21 protein-coding genes are annotated in these 17,834 nt (G+C 34.5%); 11 read left to right on the forward strand and 10 right to left on the reverse strand.

The annotated features are described in order from the left end of the window. Positions 1 to 3 precede the first annotated feature (3 nt). Both BM371_RS15840 and BM371_RS15845 read left to right on the forward strand, forming a co-directional pair. Positions 4 to 288, forward strand: coding sequence for a hypothetical protein (locus tag BM371_RS15840; RefSeq protein WP_034673394.1), 285 nt, complete (start codon positions 4 to 6; stop codon positions 286 to 288). 119 nt (positions 289 to 407) lie between these two features. Next, a complete protein-coding gene (locus tag BM371_RS15845; RefSeq protein WP_034673391.1) occupies positions 408 to 1,028 on the forward strand; it encodes a hypothetical protein in 621 nt (206 codons plus the stop codon). Positions 1,029 to 1,102: 74 nt separating this feature from the next. Here the strand turns inward: BM371_RS15845 and BM371_RS15850 are convergent, their stop codons facing one another. The 3 genes from BM371_RS15850 to BM371_RS15860 all read right to left on the reverse strand — a co-directional run bounded on the left by BM371_RS15850 (position 1,103) and on the right by BM371_RS15860 (position 4,877). Next, the gene (locus BM371_RS15850; RefSeq protein ID WP_034673390.1) at positions 1,103 to 2,692 is read right to left on the reverse strand and encodes an ABC-F family ATP-binding cassette domain-containing protein; all 1,590 of its coding nucleotides are present in this window, start codon (positions 2,690 to 2,692) and stop codon (positions 1,103 to 1,105) included. Between the two features lie 235 nt (positions 2,693 to 2,927). Beyond that, entirely contained in the window at positions 2,928 to 3,836 is a 909-nt protein-coding gene (locus BM371_RS15855) for a LysR family transcriptional regulator (protein WP_034673388.1), read from the reverse strand. A gap of 111 nt (positions 3,837 to 3,947) precedes the next feature. Next, a complete protein-coding gene (locus BM371_RS15860; RefSeq protein ID WP_034673386.1) occupies positions 3,948 to 4,877 on the reverse strand; it encodes a bifunctional helix-turn-helix transcriptional regulator/GNAT family N-acetyltransferase in 930 nt (309 codons plus the stop codon). A gap of 154 nt (positions 4,878 to 5,031) precedes the next feature. Between BM371_RS15860 and BM371_RS15865 the strand changes: the two genes are divergently transcribed. From BM371_RS15865 to BM371_RS15880, 4 genes are all read left to right on the forward strand, one after another. Further along, entirely contained in the window at positions 5,032 to 5,646 is a 615-nt protein-coding gene (locus BM371_RS15865) for an NAD(P)H-dependent oxidoreductase (protein ID WP_034673384.1), read from the forward strand. Continuing rightward, positions 5,646 to 5,933, forward strand: a complete 288-nt coding sequence (locus tag BM371_RS15870) for a putative quinol monooxygenase (protein WP_034673382.1) — start codon at positions 5,646 to 5,648, stop codon at positions 5,931 to 5,933. Before BM371_RS15865 ends, BM371_RS15870 begins: the two co-directional genes overlap by 1 nt. Positions 5,934 to 6,098: 165 nt before the next feature. Further along, on the forward strand, positions 6,099 to 6,848 hold the full coding sequence (locus BM371_RS15875) for a type 1 glutamine amidotransferase domain-containing protein (protein ID WP_177225356.1): 750 nt from the start codon (positions 6,099 to 6,101) through the stop codon (positions 6,846 to 6,848). A gap of 91 nt (positions 6,849 to 6,939) precedes the next feature. Beyond that, positions 6,940 to 7,401 carry a PPC domain-containing DNA-binding protein gene (locus BM371_RS15880; protein WP_051882545.1) on the forward strand — a complete coding sequence of 154 codons (462 nt, stop codon included), beginning with the start codon at positions 6,940 to 6,942 and terminating at the stop codon, positions 7,399 to 7,401. A gap of 61 nt (positions 7,402 to 7,462) precedes the next feature. On the opposite strand, the gene BM371_RS15885 is transcribed toward BM371_RS15880, so the two are convergent. From BM371_RS15885 to BM371_RS15895, 3 genes are all read right to left on the reverse strand, one after another. Further along, a complete protein-coding gene (locus BM371_RS15885) occupies positions 7,463 to 7,906 on the reverse strand; it encodes a carboxymuconolactone decarboxylase family protein (RefSeq protein ID WP_034673379.1) in 444 nt (147 codons plus the stop codon). A gap of 5 nt (positions 7,907 to 7,911) precedes the next feature. Beyond that, positions 7,912 to 8,343 (reverse strand): DoxX family protein, encoded by a 432-nt coding sequence (locus tag BM371_RS15890; protein ID WP_034673376.1) that lies wholly within the window; start codon positions 8,341 to 8,343, stop codon positions 7,912 to 7,914. Between the two features lie 63 nt (positions 8,344 to 8,406). Then, a complete protein-coding gene (locus BM371_RS15895) occupies positions 8,407 to 8,979 on the reverse strand; it encodes a Crp/Fnr family transcriptional regulator (RefSeq protein ID WP_034673374.1) in 573 nt (190 codons plus the stop codon). A gap of 65 nt (positions 8,980 to 9,044) precedes the next feature. On the opposite strand from BM371_RS15895, the gene BM371_RS15900 reads away from it, so the two are divergent. After that, positions 9,045 to 9,419, forward strand: coding sequence for a DUF1304 domain-containing protein (locus BM371_RS15900; RefSeq protein ID WP_034673371.1), 375 nt, complete (start codon positions 9,045 to 9,047; stop codon positions 9,417 to 9,419). On the opposite strand, the gene BM371_RS15905 is transcribed toward BM371_RS15900, so the two are convergent. Together BM371_RS15905 and BM371_RS15910 are read right to left on the reverse strand one after the other, a co-directional pair. Continuing rightward, positions 9,416 to 10,246: an anti-sigma factor gene (locus tag BM371_RS15905; protein WP_034673369.1), complete on the reverse strand. Its 831-nt coding sequence runs from the start codon at positions 10,244 to 10,246 to the stop codon at positions 9,416 to 9,418. The genes BM371_RS15900 and BM371_RS15905 overlap by 4 nt on opposite strands. Position 10,247: 1 nt before the next feature. Then, on the reverse strand, positions 10,248 to 10,757 hold the full coding sequence (locus BM371_RS15910) for an RNA polymerase sigma factor (protein WP_177225357.1): 510 nt from the start codon (positions 10,755 to 10,757) through the stop codon (positions 10,248 to 10,250). A 295-nt stretch (positions 10,758 to 11,052) separates the two neighbouring features. Here BM371_RS15910 and BM371_RS15915 point away from each other — a divergent pair, with 295 nt between their 5' ends. The 3 genes from BM371_RS15915 to BM371_RS15925 all read left to right on the forward strand — a co-directional run bounded on the left by BM371_RS15915 (position 11,053) and on the right by BM371_RS15925 (position 13,267). Further along, on the forward strand, positions 11,053 to 11,622 hold the full coding sequence (locus BM371_RS15915) for a fasciclin domain-containing protein (protein WP_034673367.1): 570 nt from the start codon (positions 11,053 to 11,055) through the stop codon (positions 11,620 to 11,622). A gap of 79 nt (positions 11,623 to 11,701) precedes the next feature. Continuing rightward, complete coding sequence (locus BM371_RS15920) at positions 11,702 to 12,409, forward strand: ferritin-like domain-containing protein (RefSeq protein ID WP_034673366.1); 708 nt, start codon at positions 11,702 to 11,704, stop codon at positions 12,407 to 12,409. Positions 12,410 to 12,457: 48 nt separating this feature from the next. Then, entirely contained in the window at positions 12,458 to 13,267 is an 810-nt protein-coding gene (locus BM371_RS15925; RefSeq protein ID WP_034673365.1) for a ferritin-like domain-containing protein, read from the forward strand. Positions 13,268 to 13,303: 36 nt separating this feature from the next. Here BM371_RS15925 and BM371_RS15930 read toward each other — a convergent pair whose 3' ends face one another. Beyond that, positions 13,304 to 13,777, reverse strand: a complete 474-nt coding sequence (locus BM371_RS15930) for a thioredoxin family protein (protein WP_034673363.1) — start codon at positions 13,775 to 13,777, stop codon at positions 13,304 to 13,306. A gap of 150 nt (positions 13,778 to 13,927) precedes the next feature. Continuing rightward, positions 13,928 to 16,000 carry a TonB-dependent receptor plug domain-containing protein gene (locus tag BM371_RS15935; RefSeq protein ID WP_034673359.1) on the reverse strand — a complete coding sequence of 691 codons (2,073 nt, stop codon included), beginning with the start codon at positions 15,998 to 16,000 and terminating at the stop codon, positions 13,928 to 13,930. Positions 16,001 to 16,335: 335 nt separating this feature from the next. Here BM371_RS15935 and BM371_RS15940 point away from each other — a divergent pair, with 335 nt between their 5' ends. Beyond that, positions 16,336 to 17,523: a homogentisate 1,2-dioxygenase gene (locus tag BM371_RS15940; RefSeq protein WP_034673356.1), complete on the forward strand. Its 1,188-nt coding sequence runs from the start codon at positions 16,336 to 16,338 to the stop codon at positions 17,521 to 17,523. The last annotated feature ends 311 nt before the right edge of the window (positions 17,524 to 17,834 follow it).

Genomic DNA, 17,834 nt, shown 5'->3' on the forward strand with positions numbered 1-17,834 from the left:
TACATGAAAGTATTAAATAAATTTGTTTTCTTATTAGTCATTATAAGCTCCCTAACTTTTGCACAGATAAATAAAATAAAGGGAAATGAATATGAAATGACCGGAAAAATCATCAATGATATTTCTCTACCACCAGGTTGCGGCTATGTTGCGTTTGGAGTTGTTGTAGAATTTGAAATTATTAATACTAATCTAAAAAAATTTACAAATAGGAGAATTCCTATTATTGTAACGTGTCCAGAATCGTATGGGAAAACTTCTTTGAGAAAAATAAAACTTATAAGCTGATATTTTCAGATAAAAAACAAACTGATTTTGGTTGGACGATTCCCAATCTAAGTATTTTAGAAAAATATGGTTTAAAAAAAAAGTTTTGGTTAATGAATATTGGAAACACTTAAAATAAAATGCAAGAAAACTCAAAAGATGAATATTTAAAAATAGCCAAAGAATATCTTTTAAATGAATATGGAGATATTGTTCAAATATTCGAAGACCATATAAGTGAAACTGATGATACATTTTGTTTTCATTATCAATCTAAAAAGTTTTTTGAAACATTAAAATTTGAACACCAATTTGTCGGACAAGGTCCTTTATTCATTTTAAAAAGAAGTAAAAGAATAATTCCTTATGGAAGTGCAACAGGAGAAAAAGCTGGTCTTATTAAAATAATTAATCAACTAAATAAGGAAAGATTAATAAGGGTCTACTATAAAGATTATGATATCTGGGATGGAAAGTATGATTTAATAATTAATAAAGTAGAAGATGAAGCTTGTGGATTGGAAGATGTAATTATTGAAAACTTAGTCAGTGTTTTACTAAAACACAAAATCTGGAAAGCTAATCAATATGATAGTGACAATCCAAACGCCTATTACTACACTGAAAAAGAATTAAAAGAAACTCTAATAAAATCTCCATTAATATTAAAAAAACCTTTTTGCAAAAACTTGGAAGATCTTCTCGTTGATCTTATTAACACAAATATGTATCTTGATTGGACATTATCAGAAGTTAAATAAATATTATTCCGCAGAAGCCTTTCAACAGCTTAGATTCCTTCGGAATGACAAACAATTTGGATATTTTATTATTCTTATTTCAACAAAACCTCACCACTCACTCCAATATCCTCCAAAAACACCCCATCATGCGAAATCACCACCAAAGTCCCATGATAATCCTTAATAGAATTCGTCAGAATTTCCACATTTTGGATGTCTAAATTATTCGTCGGTTCATCGAGAATAATCATGTCTGGAGCTTTATTGCTGATGGAAAGTCCGCACAGAAGAAGTCGCAGACGTTCTCCACCACTCAGAACATCACATTTTTTGTCCCAGCTTTCCTTTCCGAATAAAAACCGTGATAATAAAGTTTTCATTTCCGATTCCGGCATTGCATTGTCGTTGAACTGTTGGGCAAAATCATAAACCGTCGCATTTCTATCAATCAGAGAATATTCCTGATCGATATAAATCGTCTGAAAATCCGACTTCGAAATTTTTCCGACAAAAGGTTTCAAATCTCCCAAAAACAGCTTGATTAAAGTCGTTTTCCCCGAACCGTTCGAACCTTTAATCGAAATTCTGTCACCACTTCGGATTTCAAGATTAAGATTCTCTTTCCAAAGATTTTCTTCATTATATTTAAAATTAGTTTCCTCCACCAAAATCAAAATTTTCCCTGAATGCAGATTCGAATCATTAAAATTTACTTTCATCTGATCGGCATTTCTCACCGACGAACGCAAATCCCGCAAATCACCCGAAATATCATTGATTTTCTCAGCATGAATTCCTTTTAACTTAGACGAATTTTTTTCAGCATTATTCCGAAGTGTATTCATCATAATTCTCGCCACACCCGATTTTTCCTGTTTTCCTTTTCCTCTTGCATCCAATTTTTGCTTTCGTTCCAGCGTTTCGCGTTCCTTCTCCTTTGCTTTTTTCAGTGCCCGTTCTTTGGAATGAATATCGTTTTGCAGCGCTTCATTTTCGATTTCTTTTTGTTCGGCATAAAAATCAAAATTTCCACCGTAGGTCGAAATCCCCTGATTGCTTAATTCAAAAATCGTATCAACCAAATTCAGCAAAGTTCGGTCATGACTGACAATCACAACCGTTGAATTCGTCTTTTCAATAAGATCGTACAACAGATTTCGACCTTCCAGATCGAGATGATTGGTCGGTTCGTCGAGTAAAATAATTTCAGGTTGATTGATCTGAATTCCAGCTAGAAAGACCTTTGTTTTTTGTCCGCCACTTAGACTTTCCAATGTTTGATTTAAATCTAAATTTTCAAGTTTCCAGTGTTGCAAAGCGATTTGACAGCGTTCTTGAATGTTCCAATCGTCATTCAATATTTCAAAATAAATTTCATCCACTTCTCCATTTATTATTTTTTGAAGTGCATTCAATTTTTTGTTGATTTTTAAACATTCCGCTACCGTCAGATGATTAAAATTTCCAAACATCTGCGGAATATAGAAAATATCACCTTGAATATTGACATTTCCTTCCAAAGGTTCAATTTCATTCGCAATGATTTTCAGCAAGGTAGATTTTCCCATGCCGTTGCTTCCGACCAAAGCCGATTTTGTGTGAGTTTGTATCGTTAAGTTGATAGAATTAAAAAGCAGATTCCTCGCCGGAAACCCAAAGGATATATTTTGTAGAAAAAACATGATTTCTTTCTGTAATTAAAGTTAAAACTGCAATAACTTCGTTCGTTATTGTTTATTAAATCTGAAAGAAATTGTATCCTACATCCTGGTATTTTGAAGTTTATGAGTGGCAAAGTTAAGGAAAATTCTGTATTGTATTTTTTATAAACTTTTTAGCATACAGTTAGAAAGTCTTGAAAATAGTATACCACCCCTCCAAAGGAGGGGAATTTTCCTCAAATAAAATTCAGTAAAATCATACCTCAATTTTATCCATCACCTGTCTGAAAAGTCCTTTGATATGATCAATCTCCGATTGATACATTGTTTTTTTACGACAACCAAAATAAAGGGTATTTTCGAGCTTTTTCTCTCCTTCCCAGATGAGTTTTACATTACCGTTTTCAACTTCTTCTTTACAGAGAAAATTAGGAATTACCGCCAAACCGTTTCCTCCTTTCAGACAACGAAGGATAGAATTCAGATTAGGAACAATATAATTCGGACGGAAATTTGGTTTATGCCCGAAATTGAGCAACCAAAACTGGAAAAGATGTTCCATATCTCCCGTTGTTCCGTACCATTTTTCCTGTTTCAGCCAGTTCTCGATTTTTTGGGAATCTTTTGCTTTTAAAACCTCATCAAAACTTTCTTTGTCAATATTTTTACCACCAATCAAGACAATTTGTTCGGAAGAAAAAGCTTCGTGTAAGATGTTGGGTGAAGTGCCTTTTTTGGGTGTAATAATTAAATCTAAAATCCCTTTATCCAACTGATCCAGCATTTCTGGATATTCTCCAAAACTGATAATCAGATTAAAATCAAGACTCGAAACATACTGTTCCAAAGTGGTCTGAAAAGTTTCAAAACACATTCCCACACTGATGGTCGGAGTATGTTTTTCTGTAGATTTCTGAAAGTTTTTCTCAACCTCTTCAAGCTTCGTTAAAGGTTCTGAAATGGCATTAAACAAAACCTTCCCTCTTTCGGTTGGTATCATTTTTCTGCCCGTTCTGTCAAATAATTTATATCCGACATAAGCTTCCAACGAGCCCAAATGAAGACTCACTCCTGGCTGAGAAATAAATAAAGAATCTGCCGCTCCCGTTAAAGTTCCGGTTTTGTAGATCGCTTTGAAAGTTCGGTACCATTCTAAATTAACCATGATGCTAAATTTTTTGCCAAAATGATATTTTAATAATGGAGTAATTCACAATTCAACAATATCATTTTTCTGATACAAAGTTACAAAATAATCAGATTACTGATATTTTTTTTAATTAAATGTTAAATCAAACCTTTCTTCCACAAGCAATTGTCCCCATTGCACAGATTCTACAGATTCCGTTTTTACAAAGCCAACTTTTTCGTACATTGCAATCGCTTTTTCCTGAAAGCTAGTCGTTAATAAATACAAATTCTTGTATTTCTTGTCTTTACAATAATCCAGAGCCGTATTCAACAGCTTTTTCCCAATTCCTGTTCCTCTGAACATGGGCAATGTTAAAAACCACCGCAGCTGCGCTTCCTCAGAAGAACGTTGAAGAATAGCCACACATCCGACAATTTGCTGATTGTATTCCGCAAGCCAGATTTTATCATTTTCCGGCGAATAATTTTCTAGAAATTCGGAAAAAGTTTTTATTACATATTTTTCGAAATCCTGACTGTAACCGGATTCTTCGGTGTAAAGCTTACCGTGAAGATGAATCAAATAACCGATATCTCCAGGTTTTAATCCTTCTCTGAATTCAACGTCTTTTGCAAGATTTGCTTTATTATAATCTGGTGATAGTAAATTTTTAATGCTTCGCATGGAATTCACCAACATCTCTTTTTCTCCAGTATGTAAAGGATGAACAATTTCTTCAATCTGCCTGTCCGATTTGGATTGTAAAATTTTCAGCAACTGATCCCCTTCGTCTGTCAGTTCAATATAAAAGGCTCTTTTATCTTCATTAGATTGAACTTTTCTTATAATATTATCTTTTAAAAACAATTTTAAAACCCTGCTAACATATCCTTTGTCAAGATTTAAAAATTCGCTTAGTTGTTGAGAATTAACTGTCGGATGCTCGCCAATTTCATATAAAAGCCTTACTTCTGACAGTGAATAGGGACTGTCTAAAAAATTGTTTTTTAACATTCCGATATGAGAAGTATAGAATCTATTAAAACTTCTGATTTGTTGAATGGTATTTTTCATGTAACAAATGTAAGAATTTAGTTGACTTTGTCAACTAAATTAAATCTTTTTAACTCCTATTATTTTTATGATACTTAACTATAATTCACATTATTTTTATTATACATAACCTCGTTATAACTTTGCATCATAAAATTTAAATATTCATAAAACAATGAAAAAAGTATTAATCATCAACGGTGGACAAAACTTCGGACATTCCGGAGGAAAATATAATCAGACTATTGCAGACAACACTTTGGAGGTATTCAAAGGATTTGAAAATGTAGAAATAAAAATCACAAATGTAGATGAAGGCTACGATAAAGATGAGGAAGTTAAGAAATTCGTTTGGGCAGATTACATCATTTACCACACGCCAATCTGGTGGTTTCAGTTACCCAACGGTTTAAAAAAATACATCGACGAAGTTTTCACCGCAGGTCACGCAAAAGGAATTTATCTAAGCGACGGAAGAACAGCAGATAATCCAAAGATCAACTACGGAACCGGAGGAATGCTTGGCGGAAGAAAATATATGGTTACCACAAGCTGGAACGCTCCTGAAACAGCTTTTACGCTTCCCGGAGAATTTTTCAATGAGACAAGTGTAGATAATGGACCATTATTTGGTTTTCATAGAATGAATGCTTTTGTCTCATTAGAAAGAATAGATGGTTTTCACTTCCATGACGTAGAGAAGAATGCGAATATTGAACGGGATATGAAACTTTACAGAGAACATCTTACTACAGTTTTTGAAAAAGAATTAAAAAAACAATTAGCCTAATGAAAATTTATCTTACAGCCGTTATAAAAGCCAAAGAAGAACATAGAGCCGAGGTTTTGGAAGTTCTTCAAAATATGGTAAAAGAAACTCAAAAAGAAGAAGCCAACGAATTATATACACTTCATCAGGGAATTGAGGATAAAAATCAATTCATTTTCTACGAAATCTGGAAAAGCAAAGAAGGTTTAGCACAACACAATCAGCAACCTTACATTCAAGCTTTTGGAGATTTGGTTGATGAAAAATTGCAGGAAAAACCACAGATTTATCTAACTGAAATTATTTAGAAATTAGCTTTTACCGCAAAAAAATCAAAAGAAATAATTAAGACAAGAATAACAAAGTAAACAAAATGTGATACTTCCAATTTTGCTTACTATTGAAAATCTTATTAGGTAATAAAAATCTTTTGATTCTTTTGTGGTAAAAATTCAAACCAATAAAATTTAATCATGAAAAAATTAGCATTTTTATTGCTTACCATCTTTACGATAGGATTCGTACAGTCACAAACCAAAAAATCAAAAAATATGAAAAAGAAAATTTTATTTGTCGTTACCAGCCATGACAAAAAAGGTGATACAGGTGAAGAAACCGGATATTATCTTGGTGAAGTTTCGCATCCTTGGGAGGTTCTTCACAAAGCCGGCTACGAAATCGATTTTGTAAGCCCGAAAGGCGGAAATCCGCCCGTTGACGGATTTGATTTGAAAGATTCCGTAAACAAAGAATTTTGGGAAAGTAAAGACAAAAGTAAAATCGACAATTCTTTGAAACCTTCTCAAGTTAACCCAAATGAATATTCTACCATATTTTATGCAGGAGGTCACGGAGCCATGTGGGATTTTGCTGACAACACAGAATTATCAACAATTGCTTCAAAAATTTACGAAAACGGTGGAATTGTAGCCGCAGTTTGTCACGGACCAGCCGGTTTGGTGAATATTAAACTGAATGACGGCAAATATTTGGTTGACGGTAAAAAGATCAATGCTTTTACCAATGAAGAAGAATCTGAAGTAAAGCTGACAAACGTTGTTCCTTTCCTTTTGGAAGATAAATTAAAAGAAAGAGGTGCCAAATTTGAAAAATCAGGACTTTGGCAAAATCATGTGGTGAGCGATCAGAGAGTGATTACCGGACAAAACCCTCAGTCTGCTAAAAGTGTTGGGGAAGCTATTTTAAAAGAATTGAGTAAATAGTTGTTTTTGGTGTAAAAATTTCATACCCTGACTAAATCAACCGATTATGAAGACAATGAAATACATTTTTATCATCTTAACAATTCTAATAATGAACAATTTAACAGCACAACAAGATAAGTGTCGATACATTAAAACTCAGACAGGCTATTTGATGGTTCTCCGACAAGATGATGATGTGATTGCGAAGATCGAAGATTTGGCCAAAACCGAAAATATTCCGTCGGCTAACTTCACAGGGATTGGTTTTGCTTCTGATGTAACTTTTGGATTTTATGATTTTAATGCTAAAAAATTTAATCCGAAAACCTTCAAGAAAGTAGAAATGGGAAGTCTCACCGGATCGATTGCCTGGAATGAAAAAGGACCTTCCATTCATGTTCATGGAGTGGCTACGGATGATAAATTCAATGCCTATGGCGGACATATTTTATCACTTCATGTCGGAACGGGTTCAATGGAAATTTATATCAATGTCAACGATAAAAAACTGGAAAGAAAGGTTGAACAACCACTCAATGCAAATGTTTTACAGCTGAAGTGCCCACAATAATTAAAAACGCTTTCCTAAATCGGAAAGCGTTTTATTCTAAATAACATTTACGGATAATCAATTATTTTGCAATCGGCAAATGAGTAGAAATTGCAATTCTGTTCCACATATTGATCGAAACTGCTGCCATGATAATATCGGCAATCTGGCTTTCGTTAAAAATTTCTTTCGCTTTTTGGTACGTTTCTTCAGTCAGTCCTTTTTGGCTGATTAATGTAATTTCTTCAGCCATCATTAAAATAATCTGCTCTTCATTGGTAAAAAGCTCTTTCGCATCTCTCCATGCATTTAGCAAAAAGATTCTTTGAGGAGTTTCGCCATATTTTAAGGCATCTTTTGTATGCATATCGAGACAAAATGCACAGCCATTGATCTGTGAAGCTCTGATTTTTATTAATTCTTTCTGAATTGGGCTTAAAAAAGAATTTTGAAGGGCTACTTCCATCCCAATTCCAGCTTTGTAGGCAGCAACATGTGTTGTTGACATATCGAATCTTGCGCTCATAATACTTAATTTTTTTTAGTTAATGTATCTATTGAATAATTATAATGTTGTTGTGATGCTAAAAGAAATGCCGCTGCACTTCCAATCCATACCGAATAATCTAAAGGAGCTTTTACCCCTAAAGCGATCGTCATCGATAAGGCAAAAGTCAGCAATAAAAATCCTGTTCCGTAAGCTGCTATTTTGGTTTTGAAACCTAAAATCAGCATCAAAGGAAAAAGAATCTCAAAAAAAGTTGCAGTATAGGCTGAAAAAATCCCTAAGCTTTCAGGAAGAAAAAAAGTAAGATGTTTCGTATACTTCTCAAAGTTTTCCCAGTTTCCCCATGCAGAATTTTTGCCCCAAAATCCGAACCTGTCTGCAACAGCAGAAAGCATCGTCACTGAAAGAGCTAGTCTTAGAAATAACTGTGAATACTGAACTTTTTGTGTTGCCATGATGTTTGCTTTTAATTACATGACAAAGTTCAGCATATAGAATCTTAAAAATCTTAAACTGGTTTAAGAACGTAATTTTGCCCGTATTTCACTTAAATATTCCGGAGTGAAACCTAAAAAGGAAGCAATCAAATATTGCGGAATTCTCTGAATAAACCAAGGATATAATGTACTGAAGTTGACATAAAGTTCTTCTCTGGTCATTTCATAAAGATAGCGAATTCGCCTTTCAGAAGCTGCATAAGCTCTCTGATAAATCATTCTGAAATAACGCTCCATCACCGGATGTTTTTTCAGTAATTCTTCCTGGGTCTGAAGATTTATTTCTAAGATGATCGATTTTTCAACCGCCTGAATACAAAAATCGGTCTTGATCTGCCTTTCATAAGCAAAAGTATCGGTCATCCACCAGTTTTCTATCGCAAATTCAGTAGTTTGTTCTACTCCCTTTTCATTAACGAAAAATTTTCTCAGACAACCTTTTACCACAAAAAACATTGATCTGCAAACTTCCTGGCTTAATATCAAATCCTGCTTTTTTTTAACCTCCCTAACCTCAAAAAAAGATAACACTGAAGTAAATTCTTCGTCACTGATCGTTATAAATTTATCTAAATGCGCCTTGAAACTTTCCATTTTTGAAATTGAGTATTCAAACTTAACTTTATTTTTTTAGTTTTACAACGACAAAACTGGAAATCATGGAAATCGTTGCCAAAATTTTAATCGCACTTGTAGCTATTGAACATCTTTACATTCTCTGGATGGAAATGTTTGCTTGGGAAACCAAAGGAAAAGAAGTTTTCAAAGCAGCTTTACCTGCCGAAATGTTTAAACCCACAAAAGGTTTAGCAGCCAATCAGGGACTTTACAATGGTTTTCTTGCAGCCGGATTGATCTGGTCTTTTCTGATTGAAGACCCGAAATGGCAAATTAATGTTGCTTTATTTTTCTTGGGATGTGTTGCCGTAGCAGGAATTTACGGAGCAATTTCCGCAACAAAAAAAATCTTTTTTGTGCAGGCTTTGCCGGCGATTTTAGCAATTATTGCCGTGTTGTTATCTGATTCTTTCTAAAGAACATTGCCCAGAACGTACATGTTTTCCATTGTCGGAACAGCACTTCCACCTTCGTTTTCAAGAGTTATTGCGAAAGCCTGCGCTTTGTTGATACTGGCTAAAGAAGTATTGGTATCTTTTTCTTTCGTGTAAAGACCTGCACTTACAGGTTTTCCATCTGCAATTGCCCACAGCTGATACTGTTTTCCTGCAGGAGCCTGAGGAAGATTTTGTGCATTTAGATAAACTTTATGATGAGCTTTATCCCAAAAAACAACCGCTTTTGCATCGGGATGAGCTTCAGTTCCGGACATTACAATTTTCTGAATATCAGGATTTGCAGTTACTTCAAGTTTCTGGTTGATTGCTTTAATCTTTTCATCCGTTGCCGTTTTTTCTTTTGTGAAAACACTCAATTGTTCCTGAGTTTTGTTCTTTTCACTAAACCAATAGAGATTGGCACCAACACTGAAGATCAACAAAATTGAAGCAGCGACAGCCCATTTGTTCCTCATTACACCCGCTGTATCTTTTTTATCCGAATTATTTACTTGATTTTGAATTTCAATCGGTAATGGTATGCTTTTAGTTTCTTCAGTAATATCTGAATTTATAAGAGAGTTATCTCTTACCTTTTCCCAGATTTTAGCCTGAAGATGATCAGGAGGCTCTATAGCCTGAGCGGTTGTAAAATCTTCAAGAATTTTCTGAGCTTCCTCAAAGGCAGCTCGTACTTCTGCATTGTGAATCATCACGCATTCTAAAATGCCTGATTCTTCTTTGCTTGCAGTGCCCAAAATATAAGCTTCGAGTATGCCTGATGATATGTATTCCTGAGTATTCACTTTACCTGTAATCTTTTAACAAATCCTTTAATTTCATAAGTGCATTCCGCATCTTTGTTTTTACCGTACCTAGAGGTATTTTCAGTTTTTCGGAGATTTCTGACTGGCTAAATCCTTTATAATAAGCAAGATCGATAAGTTGTTGCTTATCTTCGTCTAATTTATCTAAAATTTTATTAAAACCAATAAAATCCTGATTATCTGAAACCGAAAGTGTGGTATCATTATATACGAAATCAGGTAAAGATTGGTTTTTTAAGCTGTTCTGAAAATTTTTGGATTTAATATGATCAAGAGCAGAATTTCTAGCAATATTAATCATCCACGTGTAAAGTCTTCCTCGACTACAGTCATACTGATCGATTGAATTCCATATTTTCATGAAAGTATCCTGAATAACTTCTTCAGAAGCTTCTTTAGAATTGGTAATTCTGAAAATAACCCCATATAAAGCAGAAGCATAGTTCTCATATAAATAATGAAAACCATTCTCATTATGCTGTTTTACCAACAGGATAATTTCCTCTTCAGAATATTTTGCTTTAATAAGTTGAATATTTTATCCCAAATATATAAAAATAAACACCTGTTATTGCAAATCATTTAAATTTTATTTGAATCTGTTAATAAATATTAATCAAAAGTTTATTAAAAAAACATAATCAAGAAGAACGAAATGAAATTTATACAACTGATAATCAATGCAATACAAATTATTTTCAAACTTTATAAAACTGATTTCCATTCACTGTTCGTAAGTGATTATAGATTTCAAAATATAAACATTAAATAAAAAATCAGAAAAAATGAACATCACATCAAAATTTGCAGCAATAGGAATGATCGCATTATCATTTGCCTTAAGCGGAAACGCAGCTGCACAGTCTATGAAAGAAAAAACAGTAATGGTAGGCGGAGCAGCAATGTATCCTTCAAAAAATATTGTTGAAAATGCTATGAACTCTAAAGATCATACAACTTTAGTCGCAGCAGTAAAAGCAGCAGGATTGGTAGAAACTTTGCAAGGAAATGGTCCGTTCACTGTTTTTGCACCTACCAATGCAGCTTTTGCCAAACTCCCAAAATCAGCAGTAGATAATCTTCTAAAGCCTGAAAACAAAACAATGCTTCAAAGTGTACTTACTTATCATGTTTTACCTGGAAAATATTCAGCAAAACAAGTTTGGGCAGCAGTAAAAGCCGGAAACGGAAAAGCTACCATGAAAACAGTTCAGGGAGAATCTTTAACATTTTGGACCAAAGGAAAAGACCTTTATGTAAGTGATATGAAAGATAATAAAGCAAAAGTGACGATTGCCGACGTGAATCAGTCCAACGGAGTGATCCACGTTATTGATACCGTTCTAATGCCCTAGGATTTATGATTCTGTGCAAGAATAATCAAGAAAATTTCTTGCACAGTTTATTTTACAAAACTCTAAAATATTATATGTTATGAAAAAACCAATTACTGTTTCCGGAGCCACATCCATAGATACCGGAAGAAGAAATTTTTTAAAGCTGGGCGGAATCGGCGTAATGATTGCCGGTTTAGCACTTGTAGGTTGTGACGACGATGATTTCGATTATAATCCGGGCAACAATATCTTTGATTTGGGAGCGGGAGATGTAGGAGTTTTAAACTACGCTTACGCTTTAGAACAATTAGAAGCAGACTTCTATACAAAAGTTGTGAATAATTTTTATACAGGAGCCTCTACTGCAGAAAAAGAAATCCTTACCGATTTGTACCATCATGAAGTGATCCACCGAGATTTTTTCAAAGCTGCACTTAGCGGTGCGACAACTCAGGTTTTACCTACTTTGGAATTTCAGTATCCTAATGTAAATTTCAACGACAGAACATCTGTACTAGCAACAGCTAAAGCTCTTGAAGATACCGGTGTTGCAGCATACAATGGTGCCGGAAAATACATTACGAACCCAACTTATCTTGTTATTGCAGGAAAAATTGTTTCGGTAGAAGCAAGACATGCAAGTGCGATCCGAGATTTAATCAATCCGGGAACAGCAGCATTTTCAGGAGATGATGTCATCGATACGAACGGTTTAGATCTCGCCAAAGAGCCTAAAGATATTGTTGCCGTAGCCGGAGGTTTTATCAAAACACCTTTCACCTGGAAAGAAAGAGGAATCGGATAATAAAACATTTAGACTTCTCAAATTTTATTAACCACAAAATCTAAACTTATGAATATTCTAAAAATATTAGATAAATTATCTGATGACACCCTTTTCAGCAAAACATTTTCAAGAACCGAAAATTTAAATCATATCTCATCAATCGGTAAAAAAGCAGCCATCACCGCAATACCTTTAGGAATGGGTTCGATGCTTGCCGCCGAAACAAAGAACGAAAATTCTGCAGACAGCACTTATTTCAAAAAAGATGCTCTTACCGATGCTTTACAACTGGCTTTGGTTTTAGAATATCTTGAAGATGAATATTACAAAATTGGTCTTAATACTTTATCATTGATTCCTACTGCAGACCGAACTGTTTTCATGCAGATTTCAAAACACGAAAATGCACACGTTAATTTCCTCAAGACGACCCTTACCTCATTGGGAGTAACTCCGGGAGCAAAACCTACATTCGACTTCACAGCAGGTGGAAGTTTTACGCCCTTTTCCAATTACAGCCAGTTTCTGACTTTAGCACAGGCTTTTGAAGACACAGGAGTAAGAGCATATAAAGGACAGGCAGGAAACGTAATGAGCAATAAAACCGTTTTGCAGGCTGCACTACAGATACACTCCGTTGAAGCAAGACACGCATCAATGGTAAGAAGAATGAGAGCTAATAAAGGCTGGATTGAACTTGCCAACGGAGGAAATATGCCTCCTGCGACAAACCCCGTTTATGCTGGAGAAGATCTAATGGTACAAGCGGGATTTAATACTGCAACAGCATTCGGAAATGCAGCCGGATCTGCATCATTTGACGAAATTCTTACCGGAACAGACGCACAGGCAATAGCCTCGCTTTTCATAGTATAATATTATTTTTTGGTAGGTAAATATGCAGTTTTCAGTTTAATTCTGATGGCTGCATATTTTTTTTAAGTCAGCTTTTAATTGATCTGTATTATATTTCCCTTCATGATATTCAAGCAAATCCTGATTTTTATCCAAAACAATCCACAACGGATAAACAGGCTGTTTTTTATTTTTAGATAAAGCCAGAACCAACTCATGAATTCCGGAATTTCCATTCGGTAAATACCCAAATTCTTTTCCCTGAAAACGGATTTTCTCTTTTGTTCTTTCCGCCTCAAAATTGATGAAGTAAAAATTATTATTAATGAACTGGGTGAGTTCTTTGTCTTTATTCAGTTCAAAAAATTCAATCTTACAAACCGAACACCAATCGGTATAAATATGAATAATAACCGGCTTCGGATTTTCCTTCTGTCGAATTTCCAAATCCGAAAAAGTGTCTGTCTTTATCTGCGAAAGACAAAAACACGGCACTAACATTAAAAATAAAAATATCGTTAACGTTTTCATTCTGTATATTTTTTTCGACCGCAAAAGAGACAAAAGATTTTTGAAACCTTTTTTAGATAATTAAAAGTAAACAAAGCTTGAAACTTAAGTTTTGTAAACTTTTGCAATCTTTATTTTCAATCATTTTTTTCCTTCTTTTGCGGTAAAACATTATTTCAAAGTATACTTTACACCCAAAAACCCTCTGATTTTCTGCATAGGCGCATATCCATAAGTCGTATCAAAAGTATAATGATTCGGATTACTGATCGGATCATCTGCATTTTTATCAAACGGATCAAACGGTCGCATCAACGGATTCTCTGGAGTAAAATTGAATAAATTTTTAATTCCGCCATAGACTTCAAATCCGGATTTAAAACTTTTAGAAACCTGAATATTCGCAAGATTATAAAACGGTGAATATTCCGGTCGGTAGTCATTCGGCAAAACAGGCAGTCGCATCGGTCCATAAAACTGTCCCGTAAAATCGATCGTTAAATTACCCGGAAATTTATACGTCAGATTGTAAGTGCCACTCCACTTTGGAGCATGAAACTGTTGCGATTTTTCATTTTCTCCGTCAAATTTCTGGTAAACATCCAAATAAGTTACTCCGAGATTTACGCTTAAAGGAAAATTAAAAGTATAATCCAAAATCAAAGAAGCACCTCTCGAAATACCGTAACCATTAAGGTTATCATAAATAATTTTCTCCGGATCAGTATCAAAATCACTAACAATTTTATTGCTGAAATAGGTATAAAATGCAGAAGCGTCAAGATTAATTAACTTTTCGCCAACAGGAATTTTCCAAACATAATTTAAATTTCCGTTAATTGATTTTTCAGGTTTTAAATTGGATTGAATCACCACATCACGGGAACCCGTCAACGCTGCATGATCTTCTGTAAACAAATTTACCACACGGAAACCCGTTCCGAAATTAAACCTCAATGTATGATAAGGATTCGGAGAAAATTTCCATGCAAAACGTGGGGAGTGCACTGCATGATGGATTTTATCATAATCAAATCTGTAACCGAGCAATAAAGTATTTTTCTCGTTGATTTCCCATTGATCCTGAATAAACGCTCCTAAAATCGGTGACTTCATCGGCTCATTCATTACTCCGTCTGAAGACAGAGTTCCGGGTGTATTGTCGTCATAAAAAGTTCGTTTGAAGGTTGCTCCTACAATTAAATCATGATTTCCCAACTTTTTATCCCAATACGTCTGTGCAAAAGCGACTTTCTGCGTTGCTGTAAAAGGATTTGTTCCGTAAAAAGAATTCTGGTCATGAAAATTATAAGAAAACTGCGTCACAATGTTTTCCTCCATAGGCCATTGATAGACACCAAAAGCCTCTACTCTATTGGTATAAATACTTTCACCGTAAATTTCACCGCTTCCACGATACGATTTGTTCCACTGTATTTCTCCGCCGAAACGGTCTTCATACAAATACCTCAACGCAAAGCTTGCCTGTCGGTTTTCTTTTCGCTGGAAATTCCATTTATTAAAAACTGAAATTCTGTTCTGCAATGCTCCATCTGTGAAATTATCGTTGTTTTCGTCGAATCTTTTTGTAAAATTGAAATAATTTATACTTAATAGAGAAGCTGCATTTTTACCTAAGTTAAATTTCGTCGACAAATCAACATTATTTTCCGCCCAGCTTGTCGTCATTAGGTCAACACTTAATTTTGGAGCTGTCAACGCATTTTTTGTAATAATATTAATCACTCCACCCATCGCTTCAGAGCCGTAAAGTGATGATGCAGGACCTTTCACTACTTCAATTCGGTCAATTAAACTATTGGGAATTCCGCTTAATCCGTAAACTGTGGAAAGTGAACTGACAATCGGCATTCCGTCAATTAAAATCATCGTATAAGGGCCTTCCAAACCATTGATGTGAATATCTCCCGTGTTGCAAACAGAACAGTTCAGTTGAGGTTTCACTCCGTTCACCATTGCAATGGCTTCAAAAATATTCGGAGTCGGATTTTTCTGAAAAAATTTCTGACTGTAAATTTCTACTGCAACCGGACTTTTTGATTTGCTAATGGGTTTTATCGTTCCGGTAATCACTACATCATCAATAACCCGGGTTTTAATTTCTTTTTTCTTTTCAGAGGTAGCTGAATCAATCTTTTGAATTTGATTAAAATCTAAAGTATCTGTTTTCTGAGCAAAACAGAATGACGATAAAAAGAGAGCAGAAAATAATATTCGTTGCATGAAATTTAAATTGTTAGACAAAACTAACAATTATTTTTAGAAACACAAAACTAATTTTATTTATCGTAATAATTTAACCACAAAAGTCACAAAAGATTTTACTCTGTATTAATAAGTTCATCATTTTGAAAAGATAAGTTCAAAAAAGAAAGTGTAAAACTTCAAACCTTTTTTGAACTTAAATGGAGTTTATATTAAAACTCATTTTAGCATTAAACTTTTGTGACTTTTGACTTCGTCCAATCTTCGATTTGTGGTTAAAAAAGCATCAAAAAAATGTTTTCACCCAATTCATTTAAAAATATTAAATTTGAGAATCCACATATAAAAGTAAAATGAGATATCATCAGTCGGGAAATATCCCACAAAAAAGGCATACGATTTTCAAATCTCCGGAAGATAAATTCTACTACGAACAGCTTTTCGGAACGGAAGGGTTTCATGGAATTTCTTCATTATTATATCATATTCACCGTCCGACCCAAATCAAATCGATTGGGGAACCGAAAGATGTAGCACCAAAAATCGCGGTTGAAAAAAACGTAACGCCAAGGATGTTTAAGGGAATGAATGTTACGCCTGAAGACGATTTTATGGACAGCCGAAAATTTTTGATGGTGAACAATGACCTGAAAATGGGATTGTCGAAGCCAAGAAAATCGATGGATTATTTCTATAAAAATGCCGAGTGCGACGAACTTTTATATGCTCACAGCGGAAGCGGAATTTTAAAAACTTTTGTCGGAAACCTTGAATTTTCCGTTGGTGATTATTTAATTATCCCGAGAGGAACGATTTATCAGGTGGAATTACATTCTGACGACACCGTTTTCTTTGTGGTAGAAAGCCATTCTCCGATTTACACACCAAAAAGATACAGAAACGAATTTGGGCAGCTGCTGGAACATTCTCCATTTTGCGAAAGAGATATTATCGCGCCCACTTTTGTTGAACCAAAAGACGAAAAAGGAGAATTTTTAATTAAAGTAAAAAAAGAAAATCAGATCACGGATTTCATCTACGCAACGCATCCTTTCGATGTTGTGGGTTGGGACGGATATTTTTATCCCTATAAATTTAATATTAAAAATTTCGAGCCGATTACAGGAAGAATTCACCAACCGCCGCCGGTTCACCAGACTTTTGAGGCACACAATTTTGTGGTTTGCTCGTTCTGCGCAAGAATGTACGACTATCATCCGATGGCAATTCCTGCTCCTTACAACCACTCGAATATCGATTCTGATGAAGTTTTATTCTACACAGAAGGTGACTTTATGAGCCGTAATCATATTGATCTAATGGATTTTACTCTTCACCCGGGAGGAATCGTTCACGGACCTCACCCTGGAGCAATGGAAAGAAGTATCGGCAAAAAATTCACTGAGGAATATGCGGTGATGGTTGACCCATTCCGTCCTCTAAAAATTACGGAAGAAGCGTTGAAAGTTGAAGATCCGTCGTATAAAACTTCATGGTTGGAAAGTGAAGACCATAGTTTGGAGGATAGGTCGCAGGAATAATGTAACTTTTGGCAATTAGCTTCCGGCTTTAGCTTTAATTTTTTTATAAAAGATAAAAAGGACTGAATATGAAATATTTAGTCTTTTTTGTTGATCAATCGCTAAGGCGTAAAGTTTTTTTATCTTCATATTGCTTTTAAGGCGCAAGAAAATCATAGATTTTAGGCAAAGTGTTTTTTCCAGTATTTATATTTTATCGCAGATAAAATCCTTGCGTCTTAAACATCCTTTATTTAATATACTTTGCGCCTTAGCGATTAACAAACAAAAACACAATTTTCAATAAAAACATGACAAATATCTTCGGATAA

Origin of the sequence: Chryseobacterium formosense, assembly GCF_900116415.1 — a bacterium.
GTDB classification, from domain to species: Bacteria; Bacteroidota; Bacteroidia; order Flavobacteriales; family Weeksellaceae; genus Chryseobacterium; species Chryseobacterium formosense.